Annotated in this window: 7 protein-coding genes; 4 read left to right on the top strand and 3 right to left on the bottom strand. The window is 75.1% G+C overall.

The features are described 5' to 3' along the window. Complete coding sequence (locus tag OG715_RS40780) at positions 1-14,475, bottom strand: type I polyketide synthase (RefSeq protein WP_266272137.1); 14,475 nt, start codon at positions 14,473-14,475, stop codon at positions 1-3. 251 nt (positions 14,476-14,726) lie between these two features. After that, positions 14,727-15,968 (bottom strand): 5-aminolevulinate synthase, encoded by a 1,242-nt coding sequence (hemA, locus tag OG715_RS40775; RefSeq protein ID WP_266272138.1) that lies wholly within the window; start codon positions 15,966-15,968, stop codon positions 14,727-14,729. Positions 15,969-16,176: 208 nt separating this feature from the next. On the opposite strand from hemA, the gene OG715_RS40770 reads away from it, so the two are divergent. The 4 genes from OG715_RS40770 to OG715_RS40755 all read left to right on the top strand — a co-directional run bounded on the left by OG715_RS40770 (position 16,177) and on the right by OG715_RS40755 (position 22,158). Then, on the top strand, positions 16,177-17,718 hold the full coding sequence (locus OG715_RS40770) for a class I adenylate-forming enzyme family protein (protein WP_266272139.1): 1,542 nt from the start codon (positions 16,177-16,179) through the stop codon (positions 17,716-17,718). Positions 17,719-17,725: 7 nt separating this feature from the next. Then, positions 17,726-19,333, top strand: coding sequence for a long-chain-fatty-acid--CoA ligase (locus tag OG715_RS40765; RefSeq protein ID WP_266272140.1), 1,608 nt, complete (start codon positions 17,726-17,728; stop codon positions 19,331-19,333). Between the two features lie 189 nt (positions 19,334-19,522). Then, positions 19,523-21,499, top strand: coding sequence for a hypothetical protein (locus OG715_RS40760; protein ID WP_266272141.1), 1,977 nt, complete (start codon positions 19,523-19,525; stop codon positions 21,497-21,499). A gap of 77 nt (positions 21,500-21,576) precedes the next feature. Further along, positions 21,577-22,158: a hypothetical protein gene (locus OG715_RS40755; RefSeq protein ID WP_266272142.1), complete on the top strand. Its 582-nt coding sequence runs from the start codon at positions 21,577-21,579 to the stop codon at positions 22,156-22,158. A 60-nt stretch (positions 22,159-22,218) separates the two neighbouring features. Here the strand turns inward: OG715_RS40755 and OG715_RS40750 are convergent, their stop codons facing one another. Then, positions 22,219-22,431, bottom strand: coding sequence for an MbtH family protein (locus OG715_RS40750; protein WP_266272143.1), 213 nt, complete (start codon positions 22,429-22,431; stop codon positions 22,219-22,221). Positions 22,432-22,505 lie beyond the last annotated feature (74 nt).

The raw sequence follows: 22,505 nt of genomic DNA, 5'->3' as shown, positions 1-22,505 counted from the left end.
TCAGGCGTTTCCGAAGTCGTTGTCGATCAGGGCGAACAGCTCGTCCGCTGTCGCCGTTTCCGTCACCGCGGCCATGTCGTCCACCGGTCCGGGCGGTGGTGCCTCGCCGGCCGGTGCGCCGACTCGCCGGCCCCAGCCGCGTTGCAGTTCGTCCAGTCGTTCGCCGACCCCGTCGGTGTCGGCCGCTCCTGGCGGGACGGCCGCGAGCAGCACGGCCAGCCGGTCCAGTTCGGCCAGCAGCGGCGAGGGCGGTTCGGGCGCGGCGGACAGCTCCGCGTCCAGGTAGTCGGCGAGCGCCTCGGGCGTCGGGTGGTCGAAGACGACCGTCGGCGGGACGGCCAGCCCGGTGGCCTCGCACAGCGCGTTCCTGAACCGCACCGCGAGCATCGAGTCGAAGCCGACCTCGGAGAAGGCGCGTTCCGCGCGCACCGGACCGGCGCCGGGATGGCCGAGGACCGCCGCCGCGTGCCGGACGACCAGGTCGAGCACCGCTTGACGGCGTGCCCGCCGGTCCAACGGGGCCAGCCGGGCGGCCAGTCGTACGGCGGGGGTGCCGTCGTCGTCACCCGCGCCCTGCCCGGTCTCCTCGGCCGGCACCGAGGTGGTGGGCGAGGTGGTGGCCGAGGTGGTGGCCGCGGCGGCCGTCCGACCCGGTGTGGGCAGCCAGTACCGGTCGCGCTGGAACGCGTACGTCGGCAGCGGGACGGGTGCCGGGCCCTCCGGCCCGGGGGTCCCCGTCCAGGGCGACCAGTCCACCGGACCGCCACCGGCCGCCCACGCCTCGGTCAGTGAGGCCAGCAGCCGGTCCCGGCCGCCGTCGCCGCGCCGCAGCGTGCCGACCGCCGACACCTCCCGCCCGGCCTCCTCGGCCACCGCCTCGATCCCGGCGAGCAGCACCGGATGCGGGCCGACCTCGACGACCAGGGTGTGACCCGCGTCCAGCAGGGCGCGGGTCGCGCCGACGAAGTCGACCGGCTCGCGCAGGTTGCGGTACCAGTAGGCGGCGTCGAGCGATTCTCCGGCGACGGGTCCGCCGGTCACCGTCGAGTAGAGCGGGACGGTCGAGGCGCGGGGGCGTATGCCGGTGAGGGCTTCGCGCAGTTCTTCCTCGATCTCGGCGACCTGGGCCGAGTGGGCCGCGTAGTCCACCGGGATCGTCCTGGCCCGTACGCCCTCCCGGTCGCAGGCGGCGAGCAGGGCTGCCAGCTCCTGGGGCTCCCCGGCGACGACCACGGCTCCGGGGCCGTTCACCGCGGCCACGCACGCGCGTCCGCCGGCGGGCAGCAGACTCGTGGTCCGCTCGGCGGAGGCGGCGACCGACACCATGCCGCCGCGGCCCGCCAGCCTCAGCAGCGCCCGGCTGCGCAGCGCCACCACGAGGGCCGCGTCGTCGAGCGACAGCGCTCCGGCGACGCAGGCGGCGGCGATCTCGCCCTGGCTGTGCCCGACGACCGCGTCCGGGGTGACCCCGGTGCCGCGCCAGTGCGCGGCCAGCGCGACCATCACGGCGAAGAGCACCGGCTGGACGACGTCCACGCGGTCGAGCGTCGGTGCGCCGGGCGCACCGCGCAGTACCTCGGTCAGGGACCAGTCGGTGTGCGGGGCGAGCGCCCGTTCGCAGTCGGCGATCGCGGCGGCGAACGCTCCGGAGGCATCGAGGGCCGCCACGGCCATGCCGGCCCACTGCGAGCCCTGCCCGGGGAAGACGAAGGCCGTACGGCCGCCGCGCGCCCGGTCCTGCACGGCGTCGGGCGCGGGTTCTCCCGCCGCGAGGGCGTCCAGCCAGCCGAGCAGCGCGTCGCGGTCGCGGCCGGTGGCGGCCGCCCGGAAGGGCAGGGCGGGGCGGGTGGTGGCGAGCGCGCGGGCCGGGGCGGCGGCGTCCCCGTCGGGGTCGGCCCGCAGGTGCTCGCCCAGTCGGCGCGCCTGTCGGCGCAGGGCCGCGGGGGTCGTGGCGGAGAGCAGCCACGGCACCGCGGTCCCGGTGTCCTCGGACGGTTCGCCGTGGGTGCCTCCGGTCGGCGGGGCGTCGTCGGCGGGTGCCTGCTCCAGAACGGCGTGGGCGTTGGTGCCGCTCATGCCGAACGCGGAGACGCCGGCCCGGCGCGGCCGACCCCCGTCCGGGGCGTCCCAGGGGCGGGCCTGCGCGAGCAGCCGGACCGCTCCGGCCGACCAGTCCACCCGGCTGGACGCCTCCTGGGCGTGCAGGGTGCCGGGGAGCACGCCGTTCCGCAGTGCGAGCACCGTCTTGATGACCCCGGCGACTCCGGCGGCGGCCTGGGTGTGCCCGATGTTGGACTTCAGCGATCCCAGCCACAGCGGCCGGTCGGCGGGCCGGTCCTGACCGTACGTGGCCAGGAGGGCCTGCGCCTCGATGGGATCGCCGAGCACGGTGCCGGTGCCGTGCGCCTCGACCAGGTCGACGTCGGCGCCGGAGAGTCCCGCCGTGGCCAGCGCAGCCCTGATCACCCGCTGCTGCGCGGGGCCGCTCGGGGCGGTGAGGCCGTTGCTGGCACCGTCCTGGTTCACCGCGGTGCCCCGTACGAGAGCGAGGACCGGATGCCCGAGGCGGCGCGCGTCGGAGAGGCGCTCCACGAGCAGGACGCCCACCCCTTCGCCCCAGCCCGTACCGTTCGCGCCTTCGGCGAAGGAGCGGCAGCGGCCGTCGGGCGAGAGGCCCTGCTGACGGCTGAACTCGACGAAGACGTCCGGGCTCGCCATCACTGCGGCGCCGCCGACCAGGGCGAACGAGCAGTCGCCGGCGCGCAGTGCCTGGCCGGCCAGGTGCAGGGCCACCAGCGAGGACGAGCAGGCCGTTTCCACGGTCACGGCGGGGCCGCCGAGTCCGAGGGTGTAGGCGATTCGGCCGGAGGCGACGCTGGTGACCGTGCCGCTGAGGAGGTGTCCCTCGACCTCGTCGGACGGGTCCTGCGGGCCGGTGCCGTAGCCCTGGGCGGCGACGCCGACGTAGACACCGCCCTCGCTGCCGCGCACCGACGCGGGGTCGAGTCCGGCCCGTTCCAGTGCCTCCCAGCTGGTTTCGAGCAGCAGGCGCTGCTGCGGGTCCATGGCGAGTGCTTCGCGCGGGGAGATGCCGAAGAACTCCGCGTCGAACTCGGCCGCCCCGTCCAGGAATCCGCCGCCGGTGGTGTAGAAGGTGCCCGGGTGCAGGGGGTCCGGGTCGTAGAGGGTGTCCAGCGGCCAGCCCCGGTCGGCGGGCAGGGCGGCGACCGCGTCCACTCCGTCGGCCACCAGTCGCCACAGGTCCTCGGGCGAGCGGACGCCGCCCGGGAACCGGCAGGCCATCGAGACGATCGCCAGGGGTTCGTCGGCCGCCACGGGCCCGGCCGTGCCGGTCGTGCCGGTCGTGCCGGTCGTGCCCTCGGCGTCCGGTTCCGTGCCGCTCAGCCCCGCGAAGAGGTGCGCGGCGAGGGCGGTCGCCGTCGGGTGGTCGAAGACGGAGGTGAGCGTGAGCGGCAGGGCGGTGGCCTCGACCAGCCGGTTGCGGAGCTCGACGGCGGTGAGCGAGTCGAAGCCCACCTCGCGGAACGGGCGGTCGGCCGCGAAGCCGGCGGCCGACTCGTGGCCCAGCACGGCGGCGGCTTCGCTCCGGACCAGCTCGGTCAGCAGTTTGCGGCCCTCGGGCCCGGACAGCCGGTGCAGCCGGTGCGACCACGCCGGGTCGCCGCCCGTCCCGGGTCCGGAGTCGGCGGAGCTGTCCGCGGCCGCGGGGCCGCCGTCCGCCGCCCGGGCGGCCGGCAGGCCGCGCAGCAGCGCGCTGGCCCTTGCAGAACCGAAGATGGGCGCGAAGCGGCTCCAGTCCAGTTCGGCGACGACCGCCTCGCCCTCGTCCAGCGCCAGCGCCAGGCCGAGCGCGGAGAGCGCCGCCGCGGGGTCCATCGGCACCAGCCCGTGGCGGCGCAGGCCGTCGCCCACGGCGCCGTCGGCCATGCCCGCGCCGGCCCAGGGGCCCCAGGCCACCGAGGTCGCCGCCAGGCCCCGGCCGCGCCTCGCCGCGGCGAGGCCGTCCAGGTAGGCGTTGGCCGCCGCGTACGCACCCTGGCCGCCGCTGCCCCAGGTGGCCGAGACCGAGGAGAACAGCACGAAGGCGTCCAGCGGGCGGCCTTCGAACAGGGCGTCGAGGTGGGCCGCGCCGAGCGTCTTGGCCGCCGTCCGCCGGGCCAGTTCCTCCGGCGTGCAGTCCATCAGCGCGGTGTCCGAGGTGAGTCCCGCCGCGTGCACCACGGCCCGTACGGTGTCGCCCTGGTCGCGCAGCCGCTCCAGGACCCGTTCCAGCGCGGTGCGGTCGGCGACGTCGCAGGCCAGCAGGGTGCTCCGGGCGCCGAGCGCCGCCAGGGCGTCGACCAGTGCGTCGGCACCCGGGGCCTCGGGGCCCCGCCGGCCGAGCAGGACGAGGTGCTCCGCGCCGCGCTCCGCGAGCCAGCGCGCCACCTGGGCGCCGAGGCCCCCGGTGCCGCCGGTGACGAGGACCGTGCCGCGCGGCGTCCACGGTGCGGGCGCGGGTGCCTCGGGCTCCGGCGCGGGGACGAGCCGACGGCCCAACGGGACAGGTGCGCGTACGGCCACCTGGTCCTCGCCGTCCAGTCCGGCCAGCACCGCGCACAGCGCGTCCAGCGCGGACTCGTCCAGCAGCTCCGGCAGGTCGACCAGGCCGCCCCAGCGCAGCGGGTGCTCCAGTGCCGCCACCCGGCCCAGGCCCCACACCTGGGCCTGATCGGGGCGGACCTCCTCCGTGCCGCGGGCCGCCACCGCGCCGCGGGTGGCGCACCACAGGGGTGCGTCGATGCCGCTCTCGCCCAGCGCCTGGAGCAGCAGCAGGGTCCCGGTCAGGCCGGCGTCGAGCGTGCGCAGGCCCGGGTGGGGCCCCTCCGCCAGGGCCAGCAGCGACAGGACGCCCGTCAGGTCGCCGAACTCCGGGAGCAGCAGGGCCAGTTCGGCGCGATCGACGGCGGCCCCGACCCGGGTCACGACCACGTCGGCGCCATGGCCGGCGAGGGCCTGTTCGCAGGCGAGCGCGGTGTCCTCGGCGCCGGGTCCGTCCGGGGTGACGAGCAGCCAGCGACCGGAGAGGCGGGGCTCCGCGGGCGCGGTGAGCGGCTCCCAGGCGATGCGGTAGCGGTGGGGGCCGGCGGGGAGCGCGGTCGCCCGGCGGGCGCGCCAGGCGGCGGGGGCCGGGTCCGACGCGGCCTCCGGCCAGAAGCGCCTGCGCTGGAAGGCGTAGGTGGGCAGGTCGACCCGGCGCACGTCGGTGCCGTTCCAGCCCGCCGACCAGTCCACGGCCACGCCGCGCAGGTGCAGCGAGGCGAGTGCGGTGCGGACGGCGTCCGGCTCGCCGCGGCCGTCGCGCAGCAGCGGTACCGTCCCGGGGCCGCCGGAGGTGGGGGCGGAGGTCGAGTCGGGCTCGGGGATGCAGGCGTGGAGCATGCCGGACAGCACGCCGCCCGGTCCGAGTTCGAGGTAGGTCGTCGCGCCCTCGTCCCGCAGCCGGCGGGCCCCCTCCAGGAAGCGAACGGTGCCCCGGACGTGGCGCACCCAGTGGTCGGGGGAACGGAGTTCCGCGGCCGTGGCGGTACGCCCGGTCAGGTTGGAGACGATCTCGATGCCGGGCGCGTGGTAGGTCAGCGACTCGGCCACGTCCCGGAACGCGTCGAGCATCCCGTCCGTCCGGGCGGAGTGGAACGCGTGGCTCACGCTCAGGCGCCGGGTGCGCCGTCCGCGGGAGCGGAAGGCCCCGGCCAGGCGCTGCACCGCGTCCGCGTCACCGGACAGGACCACGGAGGTGGGCCCGTTGACGGCGGCGATGTCCACCGCGTCCCGGGCCGGGTCCTGGTCCGCTTCCCGCTCCGGGGCACTGTGCCCGGCGCGGTCGTCCAGCAGGGCCCGGCGCGCTTCCTCCTCGGTGGCCTCCACCGCCACCATCGCCCCGCCCTCGGGCAGTTCGTCCATCAGCCGTCCCCGTGCCGCCACCAGCGCGCAGGCGTCGGGCAGGTCCAGCACGCCCGCAGCGTGGGCGGCGGCGAGTTCGCCGATGGAGTGCCCCATCAGCAGGTCGGGCCGCACACCCCAGTGCCGTACGAGCCGGAACAGCGCTGTCTCCAGGGCGAACAGCGCGGGCTGGGTGTACCGGGTGCGGTCGAGCAGCTCCGCGCCCGGGGTTCCGGGCTCGGCGAACAGGACGTCGCGCAGGCTCAGGTCCAGGTGCGGGTCCAGGCAGGTCAGCACCTCGTCGAGGGCGTCGGCGAACACCGGGTCGTCACGGTAGAGCTCCGCTCCGGCTCCGGCCCGCTGGCTGCCCTGTCCCGGGAAGAGGAAGGCGGTCCGGCCGGAGCGTACGGCGCCGCCGGTGAGCAGTCGGCCCTCCGCCGTGCCGCGCGCGAGTGCGGTGAGGGAGCGCCGGACGGATGTCCGGTCCCGTCCCAGGACGGCGGCCCGGTGTTCGAGCGGGGCCCGCCCTGCGGCGAGCGAGTAGGCGACGTCCGCCAGTTCGACGTCCGGGTCGGCGTCGAGCCGGCCCGCCAGCCGGCCGGCCTGGGCCCGCAGGGCCTCCGGTGTCCTGGCCGAGAGCAGCAGCGGCACCGGCGGACCGGTACGGCGGGCGGCGGGGGTGGCGGCGGCCTCGGCGGTGACCGCCGCGACGGCCGTCGTGGCGGTGGCGGCGGTGTCCGGGGCGGGCACGGCCGGGGTGTCGGTCCGGTCCCGGGTGTCGGTCCGGTCCGGGGCGTCGTTCCGGTCCGGGGCGTCGTTCCGGTGCGGGGCGTCGTTCCGGTGCGGGGCGGGCACGGCCGCGACGGCGGGCGCCTGCTCGATGATCGCGTGCGCGTTGGTGCCGCTGATGCCGAACGACGACACGCCCGCCCGACGCGGGCTCCCGGTCTCCGGCCACGGGGTGGGCTCGGTGAGCAGGCGGACGGCACCGCCGGACCAGTCGACGTGCGGGTTCGGCGTCCCGGCGTGAAGGGTCCCCGGCAGTTCGCCGTGGCGGATGGCCAGCACCATCTTCATCACCCCGGCCACCCCGGCCGCCGCCTGGGTGTGCCCGATGTTCGACTTCACCGAGCCGAGCCACAGCGGACGGTCCACCGGGCGCGCCGGTCCGTGGACGGCCTGGAGCGCCTGCGCCTCGATCGGGTCGCCGAGCCTCGTGCCGGTGCCGTGGGCCTCGATCGCGTCGATCTGGTCGGCCCGCAGCGCGGCGTCGGCCAGGGCGGCGCGGATGACCTGCTGCTGGGACGGGCCGTTGGGGGCGGTGAGCCCGTTGCTGGCGCCGTCCTGGTTCACGGCGGTGCCGCTGATCAGCGCGAGTACGGGGTGGCCGTGGCGCAGGGCGTCGCTGTGGCGCTCCAGCAGCAGCACTCCGGCGCCCTCGCCCCAGCCCGTGCCGTCCGCCTCCGCCGAGAAGGCCTTGCACCGCCCGTCGGCGGCGAGCCCGCGCTGACGGCTGAACTCCACGAAGAGCCGCGGGGTGCTCATCACCGTCACCCCGCCCGCGAGGGCCTGCTCGCAGTCGCCGCGCCGCAGGGCCTGCACGGCCAGGTGCAGCGCCACCAGCGACGAGGAGCACGCGGTGTCGACGGTGAGCGAGGGCCCCTGGAGGCCGAGGACGTAGGACAGCCGCCCCGAGAGCACGCTGGCCGTGTTCCCGGTCAGCAGATGGCCCTCGGACACTCCCTCGGCGCCCTCCAGCAGCGCGGAATAGTCCTGGCCGTTGGTACCGATGTAGACGCCGACCTGCCGGTCCTTCAGCGCGGTCGGATCCTGCCCGGCGCCCTCGACCGCCTCCCAGGCGGTTTCCAGGAGCAGCCGCTGCTGGGGGTCCATGGCCAGGGCCTCGCGCGGCGAGATGCCGAAGAACTCGGCGTCGAACTCGGGGGCGTCGTGCAGGAAGCCGCCCTGCCGGCTGTACGTGGTGCCGGCGCGGTCGGGGTCCGGGTCGTACAGCCCCTCGGTGTCCCAGCCCCGGTTCGACGGCCAGTCCCCGACGGCGTCGGTGCCCTTCGAGAGCAGGTGCCAGAAGTCCTCGGGCCGTGCGACCCCGCCGGGGAAGCGGCAGCCCATGCCGACGATCGCGATCGGCTCGTTGCTGGCGGGCTCCACCGCCCGGCTCACCTCTGCGGCGACGGGGCCGGCGGGGCCGCCCGCCGCGTCCGGCACGTCCAGGTCCAGGTCCGCGAGCAGCCGGTCGGCCAGTGCCGACGGTGTGGGATGGTCGAACAGGACGGTGGCGGGCAGGGCCAGCCCGGTGACGGCGGCGAGCCGGTTGCGCAGTTCCACCGCCGTCAGCGAGTCGAAGCCGAGCGCGGAGAACGCCTTTCCGGGCCGGACCGTGTCGACGTCGGGGTGGCGCAGGACCGTCGACGCGTGGGTGCGCACCAGTTCGGTGAGGGTCCTGACCCGGTCCTCGTGGCGCGGCAGGACGGCGATCCGCTGCCGCAGGTCGTCGGCGGAACCGCCGCCCTCCCGGGCCGCCGGCGGTGCGGTGGTGTCCGGGGCGGGCCTCGCGGCAGCCGGGTCCGGAATCCCGTCGAGCAGGGCGGCGGACCGCAGGCCCGTGCCTGCGGTGAAGCGCCGCCAGTCGACGTCGGCGACCACGACCAGCGCGTCGTCCTCGACGAGTGCCCGGCCGATCGCGGTGACGGCCGTTTCGGGCTCCATCACCGGCAGGCCGAAGTCCCGCAGCCGCGCGGCGACATCGTCCGCCAGCATGCCAGGACCGGCCCAGGCGCCCCAGGCCACGGACGTACCGGGCAGCCCGGCGGCCCGGCGGGCTGCGACGAGTGCGTCGACAGCCGCGTTGGCGGCCGCGTAGTTGCCCTGCCCGGCGTTGCCCACGACGCCCATCACCGACGAGAACACCACGAAGGCCGACAGGTCGAGACCCGCGGTGGCCTCGTGCAGGTTCCGGGCGGCGGTCAGCTTGGCACGCAGCACCGCGGCGAGCCGCGCGGGGTCCAGCGCGTCGAGCACGCCGTCGTCGAGCACACCCGCCGCATGGACGACGGCGGACAGCGGGTACCGCGCCGGGATGTCGGCGAGCAGCGCCGCCAGTGCGGCCGGGTCGGCGACGTCGCAGGCCGCGACGGTCACTTCGGCGCCCAGCGCCGCCAGTTCCGCCCGCAGCGCGTCCGTACCGGGTGCGTCGGCACCGCGACGGCCGACCAGCAGCAGCCGCTCCGCGCCCTGGCCCGCGAGCCAGCGCGCCGTGTGCGAGCCGACGCCCCCGGTGCCACCGGTGACGAGGACGGTGCCCTGCCATCGCGGTCGCGTCCGCACCCGGACGGCCGCGCCGCCCGCACGGGCTTTCGGCGACACGGACGGCGCGGGCCGGAGACGGCGTCCGTGGACCCCGGTGGAGCGCACCGCCACCTGCTCCTCGTCGGCCGCGGCTCCCGCGAGCACCGCGCACAGGCGGCGGGCGGCCCGGACGTCCAGCACCTCGGGCAGGTCGATCAGACCGCCCCGGCGATGCGGATGCTCCAGTGCCAGCGTCCGGCCCAGGGCGGCGGACGCGGCCTGACCGACGTGTCCGGGCCGCTCCGCGCCGCCCAGGACCGCAAGCCCCTTCGTCAGCGTCCAGAGCCGGGCCCGGATGCCCGCGTCCTCCAGCGCCTGGATCAGCGCGAGGGTCAGCGCCGGACCGCCAGGCAGGTCGGGGTGTTCGGGATGGGGGCGCTCCTCCCAGGACAGCAGGGACAGCACTCCGGCGATCGGCTGCTCCCCTGCGGTCTTCGTGAGCAGAGCGGCCAGTTGTCCACGGGTCGTTCCCGGATCGGCGACGACGCACGGGAGGAGGTCGACTCCGGCCTCGCCGAGGGTGTCCAGGACGGCCGCCGCGTCGTCACCCTCGGGACGCAGGGCGAGCCAGCGACCGGGGAGGCCGTCCGCCGGCGCGACCGCCAGGGGTGCCCAGGCGACGTGGTAGCGCCAGGATTCCGCCCTCCGTTCACGGTTCCTGGCGGAGCGCCAGGTCGCCAGGGCGGGCAGTACTTCGTCCAGGGCCTCACGGCCGACCCCGAGGGCTTCGGCGAGCTCGGCGGGGTCCTCGCGTTCCAGGTCGTCCCAGCGGTCCTCGGCAGGGGCGGCCGGCACGGCGGCGGGGGCCGTCAGCCAGTAGCGCCGCCGCTGGAAGGCGTACGTCGGCAGCTCGACGCGCCGCGCCCCCGGGAACGCACCCGACCAGTCCACCGCCAGGCCGCTCTCCCACGCACGGCCCACCGCACGCAGCACCTGCTCCACGCCGCCCTCACCGCGACGCAACGTCCCCAGCACCGCGGCATCCGCACCCGCGGCCTCCACCGACTCCCCCACCGCCACGGACAGCACCGCATGCGGGCTGGACTCGACGAAGACGCGGTGCCCGGCCGCGAGGAGCGCGCGGGTCGCCCGCTCGAACTCGACGGTCTCCCGCAGGTTGCGGTACCAGTACTCGGCGTCCAGGGCCTTCGTGTCCAACAGGCCGGCCGTCACGCTGGAGTAGAACGGCACCGAACCCGAGAGGGGGGTGATGCCCTCCAGATCGGAGAGCAGGCGCTCGCGGATCTCCTCCACGTGCGAGGAGTGCGAGGCGTAGTCGACCTCGATCACCCGCGCCCGCACCCCCTCCGCCACCAGGGCGTCCACCAACTCCACGACAGCGTCCGCGTCGCCCGACACCACCGTCGACGACGGACCGTTCACCGCCGCCACCGACAACCGGCCCACCCAGGAGGCGATCCGCCCCCGTGCCTCGTCCACCGGCAGAGGCAACGACGCCATACCGCCCCGGCCCGCCAACACCTTTATCGCGCGGGAACGCAACGCCACCACCCGGGCACCATCGTCGATACTCAGGCCGCCCGCCACGCACGCGGCAGCGATCTCACCCTGGGAATGGCCCACCACCGCGTCCGGCACGACGCCGAAGGAACGCCACACCTCCGCGAGCGACACCATCACCGCCCACAGCACCGGCTGCACCACATCCACCCGCGCCAACAAAGCCTCGGAACCCAACGCCTCCACCAACGACCAGTCGGTGTACGGCGCCAGAGCCCGTTCGCACTCCGCCATCCGCCCCGCGAACACCTCCGACCCGGCCAACAGCTCCACAGCCATCCCCACCCACTGCGAACCCTGACCCGGGAACACCAGCACCGAACGACCGGAAACCAACCCGCCACCGGACACCGCAGCACCCTGCGACAGCGCGGTCAGCCCGCCGAGCAACTCGCTCCGGTCCGCGCCCAGCACCACCGCACGGTGCTCGAAGGACGCACGCCCCACCGCCAGCGAATGACCCACGTCCGCCACGTCGAGCCCGGGCTCCGCCACCACCCGTGCCACCAGCGCCTCCGCCTGCGCCCGCAGGGCCTCCGCGCTGCGCGCCGACACCGGCCACACCACCGGCCCAGGACGCCGGGTACCCTCCACCGCTCCGGCCGGGGCCTCGGCCGGAGCGGATTCCAGGATCACGTGGGCGTTGGTCCCGCTGATGCCGAACGAGGACACCCCCGCCCGGCGCGGGCGTCCCGTGTCGTCCCACGCACGGGCCTCCGTCAGCAACCGCCCGGCCCCCGCCGACCAGTCCACCTCGGGCGTCGGACCGTCCACGTGCAACGTCTTCGGCATCACCCCGTGCCGCATCGCCAGCACCGACTTGATGACACCGCCCACACCCGCCGCGGCCTGCGCATGGCCGATGTTGGACTTCAGCGAGCCGATCCACACCGGACGGTCCGCCGGACGGTCCTGCCCGTACGTCGCCAGCAACGCCTGCGCCTCGATCGGATCACCCAACCGCGTCCCCGTACCGTGCGCCTCCACCACGTCCACCTCGGACGCCGACAACCCCGCGTCCGCCAACGCCGCCCGGATCACCCGCTGCTGCGACGGACCGTTCGGCGCCGTCAGACCATTGCTCGCACCGTCCTGGTTCACCGCCGAACCACGCACCACCGCCAGCACCGGATGCCCCAGACGCCGCGCGTCCGACAACCGCTCCACCAGCAGCATGCCCACGCCCTCGGCCAGGCCGAAGCCGTCGGCGGCTGCCGCGAAGGCCTTGCAGCGGCCGTCCGGCGCCAGTCCGCCCTGACGGCTGAACTCCACGAGCATGCCGACCGTGGACATCACGGTCGCGCCGCCGGCCAGCGCCAGCGAGCACTCGCCCGACCGCAGGGCCCGGACCGCGAGGTGCAGGGCCACCAGCGAGGACGAGCAGGCCGTGTCCACGGTGACCGCCGCTCCCTCCAGCCCGAGGGTGTAGGCCAGTCGGCCCGACACGACGCTTCCGGTGTTGCCGGTCAGCAGGTGGCCGCCCTCGTCGGCGCCCTCTTCGAGAGGGGGCCCGTAGTCCATGGTCATCGCCCCGACGTAGACGCCCGTCGGGGTCCGCCGCAGGGTGGCCGGGTCGATCCCGGCCCGCTCCAGCACCTCCCAGGTGGTCTCCAGCAGCAGCCGCTGCTGCGGGTCCATCGCCGCCGCCTCGCGCGGCGAGATGCCGAAGAACTCCGCGTCGAACTCGGCCGCACCGGCGAGCGAACCCGCCTCCCGCTGGTAGTACCGGCCCGGCGTCCCCGGTGCGGGGTCGTACCGTCCGACGGTGTCCCAGCCCCGGTCGTCGGGCAGCGCGGAGACGGCGTCGGCACCTGCCGACACCAGCTCCCAGAGTTCGTCGGGGCTGCCGACACCGCCGGGGTAGCGGCAGCCCATGCCGACGATCACCACGGGGTCGTCGTCCTCGGCCCGCCGCACCGGCTCGTCCGCGTCCGCCTTCGTGTTCCGGCCGGGCCGGTCGCCGCCGATCGCGGCGCAGAGGTACGCGGTCAGCTCCGCCGGAGTCGGGCAGTCGAAGACCACCGTCGCCGGGATGCGCAGCGCCGTCGCCGCACTCAGCCGGTTGCGCAGCTCCACCGCGGTGACGGAGTCGAATCCCAGATCGAGGAAGGCCAGGTCGGCGGGGACCGGATCGGACCGCCCGATCAGCGCGGCGATCTCCTCGCCCACCAGCCGGGCCAGCGCGGCACGCCGCTCCGGTACGTCCAGGCCGGCCAGCTCCGCGCGGAACGCGGTGCCGGCCTCCCGGTCACCGCCCGCGCCGTCCGCACCGCCGGCGCTGTCGGGTCCGTTCGCGTCCCCCGGGCCGGGCGCCGCGAGCGCCGCCAGGGCAGCCGCCGGCAGTTCCGGTACCCGGGTGTCCTGCCCGGCGGACAGCACGTCCCGTTCCGGGGCGGCACCGAGCACGTACAGGTCACCGAGCGAGGTCAGGAACCGGCCCGGACCGCCCTGGTCACGGCGCAGCGTCCCGAGGACGGCGGCCTGCGCGCCGTGCTCCTCCGCGCAGTCCGTGAGGGCGGAGGTCAGCACGGTGTGCGGGCTGACCTCCAGCAGGACGCCGTAGCCGTCCCGCAGCAGGGCCCCGGTCGCCTGGTGGAACCTGACCGTGTTGCGCAGGTTGCGGCACCAGTAGTCGGCGTCCAGTACCGGGACGTCCAGTCGGCCGCCGGTCAGTCCGGAGTAGTAGGGCAGTCGCGGTGTGCGGGGCCGGATCGGTGCGAGGTCGGCGCGCATCCGGGGGAGGATCGCGTCGATGTGGGGGGAATGGGCGGCCAGGCCCACCGCGATCCGCCGTGCGTGCACCCCGTCCGCGGCCAGCTCGGCGAGGAGTTCGGCCGCGGCGTCGCGGTCGCCGGAGACGATCACGGACCGCGGGCCGTTGTGCGCGGCGACGACGAGGCGGCCGTCCCAGCGGCGCAGTCGCGGCTCGACCTCGCCGGCCGGGGCCATGACGGAGACCATGTCGCCCTGCCCGGCCAGGGTCGCCTGGGCCTGGCTCCACAGGGCCACCACCCGTGCGGCGTCGTCCAGGGACAGCGCGCCGCAGACCGCGGCGGCGGTGACCTCGCCGACGCTGTGCCCGAGCACGGCGGCCGGTTCCACACCGTGGGACCGCCACAGCGCGGCGAGCGACACCGTCACGGCGAACAGCAGGGGCTGCACCACGTCGGCCCGGTCCGCGGCGGGTGCGCCCGGCGCGTCGGGGTCGCGGAGCACGTCGATCGGCGACCAGTCGACGAACGGTTCCAGGGCCTGCGCGCACGCGTCCATCCGGTCGCGGAACACCGTGGAGGTGTCCAGCAGGTCGACCGCCATCCGGGGCCACTGCGCGCCCTGTCCGGGGAACACGAAGGCGACCCGGCGGCCCGCCCCTGCGGCGCCCTCCGCCAGGCCGGGCATGCTCCTGCCGTCGGCGAGCGCGCCCAGCCGCCGCAGGAACCCGTCGCGGCCGTCCGCCACCAGTGCCGCCCGCCGGCTCCCCTCGGAAGCGGTGCGCGCGAGGGCGACCGCGATGTCCTGGGGGCTCCAGTCGTCACGACCGGCCAGGTACGCGTGCAGGCCGCGCGCGCCGGCCGCCAACGACTCCTTGCCGCTGCCGGCCAGTGTCCACAGCAGCGGTGCTTCTGTACCGTCGGGGTGCGCCATCGTGTGTTCGGACTCCTTCACGGCGAGCAGGACCATCAGTCACCGGACCGTGGCGGGGCGCCCGCTCCCACGGGTCGCGCGCCGACCGGGACGCCTTCGTCGTGCCCGGCGTGTGCGCCACCGGACCTGCGACGTCGATCTTGCCCAAGTCGCATAGCGGCCCGATAGCGCAGGCCGCGACACGACGCGGGTACGGGGAGCGGGCGGGTCGCGGAGCCGCTGGAGGGCCGCGCGCACCCTGCGGGGGCGGGTCAGCCGTCCGTTGCGGCGAACCGGGCGCCCGGGGTCCGGGCCACTCCCAGCTCCCGCCAGATCCCGTCCAGTGCCGCGACGAACTCCTCGACCGCCGCGGGCTCGTGGACGGCGCCGGGCGCGCTCCTGAGGATCTCCTGGCCCGCCCGCACGCTCGGCGCGTTGATCGCCTGTACGTAGATGCCGTGGCGTTCCAGCAGCAGGGCGGAGATCCGCTGGGCGAGCGCGTCGTCCCCGACGAAGATCGAGACGATGTGCGACTCGTCGGAGACGAAGGGGATCCCGCGTTCCGTGAGCAGCCGGTGCGTCAGTCGCGCGTTCCCGCGGAGCCGGTCGCGTTCCTCGTCCGAGGCGCGCAGGTGCCGGACGGCGGCGAGCGCGCCCGCCACGACCGCCGGCGGCAGGGCGGTGGTGAAGATGAAGGAGCGGGACAGGCCGCGCACCGCGTCGACCAGCTCGGCGGGACCGGCGATGTATCCGCCGGTGGTGCCGAATCCCTTGGCGAGTGTCCCCATGACGACGGTGAACTCGTCCGCGATGCCCAGGCTCGCGGCGATACCGGCTCCCTCCGGCCCGTACATCCCGACCGCGTGGACCTCGTCGAGGAAGGTCATCGCGCCGTACTCGCGGGCGATCCGGGCGATCTCGGCGAGCGGGGCGACATCACCCGCCATCGAGTAGACCGACTCCACGACGATCATCTTCGGCCGGTCGGGATCGGTGGCGGACAGCAGCTCTTCCAAATGGGCAGTGTCGTTGTGGCGGAAAATGTGCTTCTCGGCGCCGCTGTGGCGGAGTCCGTCGATGATCGAGGCGTGGTTCATCTCGTCGGAGAAGACGGCGCAGTTCCCCAGCCGGCCGGCGAGGACGGTGAGAGCCCCGTCATTGGCGGTGTACCCGGAGGTGAAGAGAAGGGCGTCCGCCTTGCCGTGCAGGTCCGCCAGTTCCTTCTCCAGCAGCACGTGGTAGTGGTTGGTCCCGCCGATGTTCCGGGATCCGCCCGAGCCCGCGCCGTACTCGCCGAGGGCTTCGCGGGTCGCCGCCAGGACCACCGGGTGCTGGCCCATTCCGAGGTAGTCGTTGCTGCACCACACGCTGATCTCGGAGGTGACCCCGTCCCGCAGGCTCCGGGCCGCCGGGAATTTCCCGGCGATCCGGCCGACCTCCAGGAACTCCCGCTTCGCCTCCGGGGATCCGCCTTCCCTCATATGCCGCGAGAAGAGCTCCAGGTAATGGTTCATGACGACCCTTTCTCCGAGGAATGCGCCGATGCGGGGCCCGGACCGGTAGAGGGGATTGTCTCAGAGCGGAATATCACTTCGATGGCGCGGACTGCGACAATGAGAAGTCCGCATGCTTCTGTTTCCTCAATTCGATCCCCTGGTGGACCTGCTTTCCCTGTTGTACGCTGTGCCGAAATTCCTCGAAACGGCACCACTGGAGTTTCCTATGCCGTCGGACGAAACGTATGTCAGCCAGATCCTCGACGTAATCTCCGCGGAACCGGAGAAAGTGGTCCTGTCCTGGCGCGACCGGACGCTGACCGCGGCGGAGCTGACCGCCCTGGTCCGGTCGGCCGCGCAGGCCCTGCACCAGCAGGCCGGCGGGAGCGGCCGGACCGTGGTCGCCGTCCTGACCGTCACCAACACCGCCCCGACCCTGGTCCTGCGGTACGCCGCGAACCTGGTCGGGGCCACCGTGGTCCATCTGCACACCACCAACGCCGTCGACCCGGCGGACCACCTGGCCGCCGACGCCAAGCTCAAGATCCTCCGGGAGACCGGTGCGACGCACCTGGCCGTCGACGCGGAGAACCTCGCGACCGCCCGCGAGCTGCGCGAGCGACTGGGCACCCCCCTCGCGCTCGTCGCCCTCGGCGATCTCGGCCCCGACGTCCTGGACCTGACGACCGGGGACCCGGACGCGCTGGATCCGGCCGACATCGAGATCGGACTCGACCGGCCCGCGGTGGTGACCTACACCAGCGGTACGACCGGCGAACCGAAGGGCATCGCCTTCGACTTCCGGACCCGCAACGGCTTCATCTCCGCCGGACTCCAGATGCGCTGGCGGTCCGTCTACCTGGCCTTCCTCCCGCTCAGCCACTCCAGCGGCGCCACGGCCGACGACTCGCTCGCGTCCGGCGGCTCGGTGGTCCTGCAGGACGGCTTCGACCCGGGCGACGTGCTGCGCTCCGTCGAGCGGCACCGGATCACCCGGATGCTGCTCTCCCCTCCCCAGCTGTACCTGCTGATGGACCGTCCGGAGGTGGGCCGGACCGACCTGTCCAGCCTCAAGATGGTCACGTACGTGGGTTGCCCCGCCTCCCCCGAGCGACTGGCCGAGGCGGTCAAGGTCTTCGGCGACGTACTGATCCAGGTGTACGCGACCAGCGAGGCGGGCTTCGTCAGCATGCTCTCGCCCGCCGAGCACCTCGACCCCCGGCTGCGGGTCACGGTCGGCCGGCCGCTGCCCGGCTGGGTCCGGATCACCGATCCGGACGACCACCACGACCTGCCGACCGGCGAGATCGGCGAGGTCTGCGTACAGTCGCCCTTCACGATGAGCGAGTACGTGGCCGAGCCCGAACTCACCGCCCGGACCGTACGGGACGGCTGGGTGCACACCGGTGACCTCGGCTTCGTCGACGGCGACGGCTACCTCCACCTGCGCGGTCGGATCGGCGAGGTGCTCAAGACCAATGGCATCAAGATCCATCCGGTGACGGTGGAGAACGCCTTCCTGGCCCATCCCGACGTGGCGCAGGCCGCCGTCTTCTGCGTCCAGGACCGGGACCGCGTCGAGCACCTGCACGCCGCCGTGGTGCTGCGCGAGGCGGGCACGGCCGACCCCGACGGGCTGGCGGAACACATCCGGGCCACCATCTCGCCCAAGCACGTCCCCGCGCGGATCCACGTCCGCCCCGCCCTGCCCCTCACCGGCGTGGGCAAGCCGGACAAGGCGCGGCTGGCCGCGGAAGCGAGCGGGTGACACCCCCATGACCCTGTCCGTGGCGGCGATACTCGCCGAGTCCGCGCTACGGCGACCGGAGCACCCGGCGGTCGTGTGGGGCACGCGGAAGATCACCTACCGCGAACTGTGGGACGGGGCACGGCGGTACGCGGCGGCGCTGCGTGCGCGGGGCATCGGCCCCGACGACAAGGTGGCGCTGCTGCTCCCCAACACACCGCACTTCCCGCTGGCCTACTTCGGCGTGCTCGCACTCGGCGCGATCGCGGTCCCGGTCCACGCCCTGCTCCGGGCGGACGAGATCGCGTACGTCCTGAGGGATTCCGGGGCGGCGGCGCTGATCTGCGCCGCCCCGCTGCTGGCCGAGGGCGGCAGGGCGGCGGAGGCGGCCGGCACGCCCCTGCTCACCGTCATGGAAGAAGGAGGGGACGAGGAGGAGAGGGCCGCCCGCGCGCCGCGGCTGGACGCGCTGGCGGCCCGGATCGCCCCGATCGACCGCCAGGTGCCGCGCGACCCCGGGGACATCGCGCTGGTCCTCTACACCTCCGGCACCACCGGCCGGCCCAAGGGCGCCCTGCTCACGCATCTCAACGTGGTGATGAACGTCGGCACGACCATGCTGTCGCCGTTCGACTTCACCGCGGACGACGTCCTGCTCGGCTGTCTGCCCCTGTTCCACACCTTCGGTCAGATCTGCGGCATGAACACCTGCTTCCGGGCGGGGGCGACCATGGTGCTGATGCCGCGGTTCGACGGACCGGGAGCGCTGGACCTCATGGTGCGGGAGGACTGCACCGTGTTCATGGGGGTCCCGACGATGTACACGGCGCTCCTCGACGCGGCCCGCGCCGACCCGCGCAGGCCCCCGCTCGACCGCGCGTTCTCCGGCGGCGCCGCGCTGCCGGTGGCGGTCCTGGACGCGTTCCGGGAGACCTTCGGCTGCCCGGTCCTCGAAGGCTACGGGCTGACCGAGACGTCGCCGGTGGTGGCCTACAACCAGAGGGCGTGGCCGCTCAGGCCGGGCACGGTGGGCCGGCCGATCTGGGGCGTCGAGGTCGAGATCGCCAGGGCGGAGGTGGAGGACAGGATCGAACTGCTGCCCGCCGGCGAGACGGGCGAGATCGTCGTCCGGGGGCACAACGTGATGGCCGGCTACCTGAACCGGCCGGAGGCGACCGCCGAGGCCGTCGTGGACGGCTGGTTCCGCTCGGGCGACCTCGGCGTCAAGGACAGCGAGGGCTACCTGTCCGTCGTCGACCGCAAGAAGGACGTGGTGCTGCGCGGCGGGTACAACGTCTACCCGCGCGAGGTGGAGGACGTCCTGGCCCGCCACCCGGCGATCGCCCAGGCGGCCGTCGTCGGACTCCCCCACCCCGTCCACGGCGAGGAGGTGTGCGCGGTGGTGAGGGCCCACCCCGGCAACGCGCCGGGCCCGGCCCTCGGCGCCGAGATCGTCGCCTGGAGCAGGGACCGGATGGCGCCGTACAAGTACCCGCGCCGGGTGGAGTTCGTGGACGCCTTCCCCCTCGGCCCGAGCGGCAAGGTCCTCAAACGGGAGCTGGTCGCCCGGTTGAGCGCTGCGGACCCGGACGGGCCGCCGGACGGGCCGCCGGGCGACCGGCCGCGCCCGCTCTGAGCCCGAGCGGCCCGTGGCGGCGACGTTCGGACAGCCCCGGCCTCCGGCAGCCGGTCGGCCGCGCGTCTGGCGAACCGCGGCGTCCCCGCGTCGGCGGGCCGGTGGCCGACACCCGGACGGCGCAACCATCACATGATCGACTCGTTGGACCGTCCACCACGACAGCACCGACGACTCCGGGAGGGCCCGTTGGCAGAACGGACGGTGGACTCGGCGGCGCCCGCCCGGGGCGCCGCGCGCCCGGTGGTCCAGGCCGAGGCCGCCCTGGTGCGCCACTACCGCAGGCTGGTCCGGCTGGCGTACGTCGCGCTGCCCGCCGACCGCGACCGGCACAGCCGCGTCCTCGCCGCCCACTCGGCCGTCCAGCGGGCCCTGCCGTCCCGCTGGACCCGCCGGTCCGACCCTGCGCCGGGCGACGAGGACCCGGCCTACACCGCGCTGCGCCTGCGGGTGCTGCGCGACGGGCTGCGCCCCCGCCCCGCCCGTCGGCTGCTGGCACCGCGGGTGTGGGGCCTGCGGCTGTTCACCCCGCACGGCGGCGAGCAGGACGCCGCACTGGAGCACGCGCTCGCGACGCTCGACGCACCCGCCCGGGCCGCGTTCGCGCTGCGGGTCGTGGAGGGCCTGACCGCCCCGGAGGCCGCCGAGGTCCTGCGGCACGCCGGGGTCGAGCAGGCCGAGCGGGCCCTCGACGCGGCAGCCGGCGTCGGCGCGGCGTCGGAGCCGGACCTCTCCGCCTTCGACCCCTGCGCCGTCCGGGTCCAGCCGACCGACCTGCTGAGCCGCCGCCGGACACTGACCGCCGTGCTGCTGGTCGGCGTGCTCGGCCTCACCACCTCGGCCGCCGTACTCTCCGGCACCGGCACCGGCACCGGCACCGGCACCGGCTCCCGCACCCGCACCGGCCCGGTCGCCTCCAGCACCGGGCCGGCGCCCGCTCCGCCCGTCGCCGCCGCGGCCGGTCCGGCGCGCCTGGTCCGCGTGCCCGCGGACCTCTGGCAGCACACCGCGCGGGTCGACTTCACCGCCTGGCCCGCCCGCGGCGACCGCCGCGAGGACGCCGCACTGCTCGGCCGCGCGACGACCGCCTGGGAGCGCCCCGGCCCGCAGACCCGCGCCGAACCGGGCACGGACACCTCGCCACCGATCGCCCCGCCGCGGCTGCTCTACGCCGGCACCGTGGACGGCGCCGCCGTGGTCCTGCTGTACGACGGGCAGCGGCTGGCCCGCTACACCGACGGACGCGGCGGCGGCCTCGACCTCGCCCGGGCCGACGACTCGGACGTCACGACGGCCGGAGCGGTGGTGCTGCACCGCCGGGGCACCTCCGTGCGCTACCTGCTCGCCCCCTGGGTGGAGGCTGCCGAGACCCGCCGGATCGACCGGCCCGAAACCCCCGCCCGGCCCCTGGACCATCCCGACGGCCTCACCCCGGCGGCACCGGGCGGCGTGCTGACGGACTGCCGGGGAGCCACCGTGCTCCAGCTCCGATCCTCGTCCGTCGTCGCGGAGAAGCACGCCTTCCTGCTGGCCGACCTCGGCGGACTCGTCCCCGCCCACCTCACCTACTCGCCGCCCCCGGACCACAACCAGCCGGCGCGAGCACCGCGCGAGGCGACCGGCCCGGACGCGCTGCAGGCCTGGGCCCGGGCGGGCTGCGCCGTCCCGGACGGCACTCCCGGCGTCAAGCAGCTCAACCTGTGGGCGTTCGCGGTGCAGACGCTTCCGCAGAACGCCGGCTCGGCGTCCTGGGTCTGCCTGCGCGCCGACCGCTGGACCGGCGAGGGCAGCGCCGCGACGGCCGTCCTGCTGCCCGCCGCCCAGGGTCCGCAGCGCACCGGCGGCGGTCCGGGCCGGTCGTGCAGCCGGTTCGAGCAGGACACCCTGGGCTGGGCCTGGTGGCGCTCCCCGCAGGGCACCGAGTTCCTGCTGGCGGCGGGCAGCCGGCGGGTCGCCCGGCTCACCGTCAAGGGCCCCGACTGGTCCACCGACCGGCCGGTCCCGGACCACACCCTGGCCGTGGAGCGCCCGGCCCGGACGAACGTCCAGGTGGAGGGCGTACTGGACGGCGGCACCCGGATCGGCACCCCGGGCGGGGGACCGGCCCGGGGCGCAGCGGATCCGCGTCGGTCCTTGCTGAAACAGCCGAACAGGTCGGCGCCGTAGGTGTCGTCGTGGCCGGCGACGAGGAGCGGGGCCGAAAGCGTTCGACCATGATCACGCCAAGCGCCTATGCTGGCGCGATGTCCACCAGCACCCCTCCCACCCTGCTCTTCGTCATCGGCCCGGCCGCGGTCGGCAAGATGACGGTGGGCGGATCGATCGCCGAGCGCACGGGCTTCCGGCTCTTCCACAACCATCTGACCATCGAGCCGCTGCTGCGGCTGTTCCCCTACGAGTCACCGCAGTTCCAGCGCCTGAACCACGCCTTCCGCGAGCAGATCCTGGCCGAGGCCGCCGTCTCGGACCTGCCCGGGCTGGTGTTCACCCTGGTCTGGGACTTCGAGGACCCCGAGGACGCCGCACTGGTCGAACGGTACGCGGCCCCCTTCCGCGAGCGCGGCTCCCGGGTGCTGTTCCTGGAGCTGAGCGCCGACCAGGACGTGCGGCTGGAGCGCAACGCGGGCGAGTCGCGGCTCTCGGAGAAGGCGTCCAAGCGCGACCTCGCGTGGTCCAACGCCAACCTGGTCGACATGGACGCCAGGTTCCGGCTCAACTCCGTCGACGACTTCGCGCACCTGCCCGAGGCGCACCTGCTGATCGACAACACCCACCTGGAGCCGGACGCGGTCGCCGAGCTCGCGGTGGCGCACTTCGGGCTCTGAGCGCCCCGGCCGGGGGCCGCCGGGAAGGGCCCACCGCGACGGGCGGGCGGGTGCTTCCGGTCAGGACTCGGTGGCGGCCGCGAGGGAGCGGGGGCGGAGGTCGGTCCAGTTCGACTCGACGTACTCCAGGGCCGCGTCGCGGGTGGTCTCGGCGAGGACGGTCGTCCATCCTCCGGGGACCTCGGCGAAGGACGGCCAGAGGGAGTGCTGGCCCTCGTGGTTCACCAGGACCAGGAAGCGGCCGTCGGGGTCGTCGAAGGGGTTGGTGCTCATGTCCGGGTCCTCCATGTGGTCGACAGGGGTGAGGTGTTGAACGCGGGTCGGACGGTTCGGGCAAACAGCCCGGG

The organism is Kitasatospora purpeofusca, assembly GCF_036010405.1.
Taxonomy (GTDB): Bacteria; Actinomycetota; Actinomycetes; order Streptomycetales; family Streptomycetaceae; genus Kitasatospora; species Kitasatospora purpeofusca.
The sequence above is the reverse complement of the archived record's forward strand: the minus strand, read 5'-3'. Positions and strand labels throughout refer to the sequence as shown.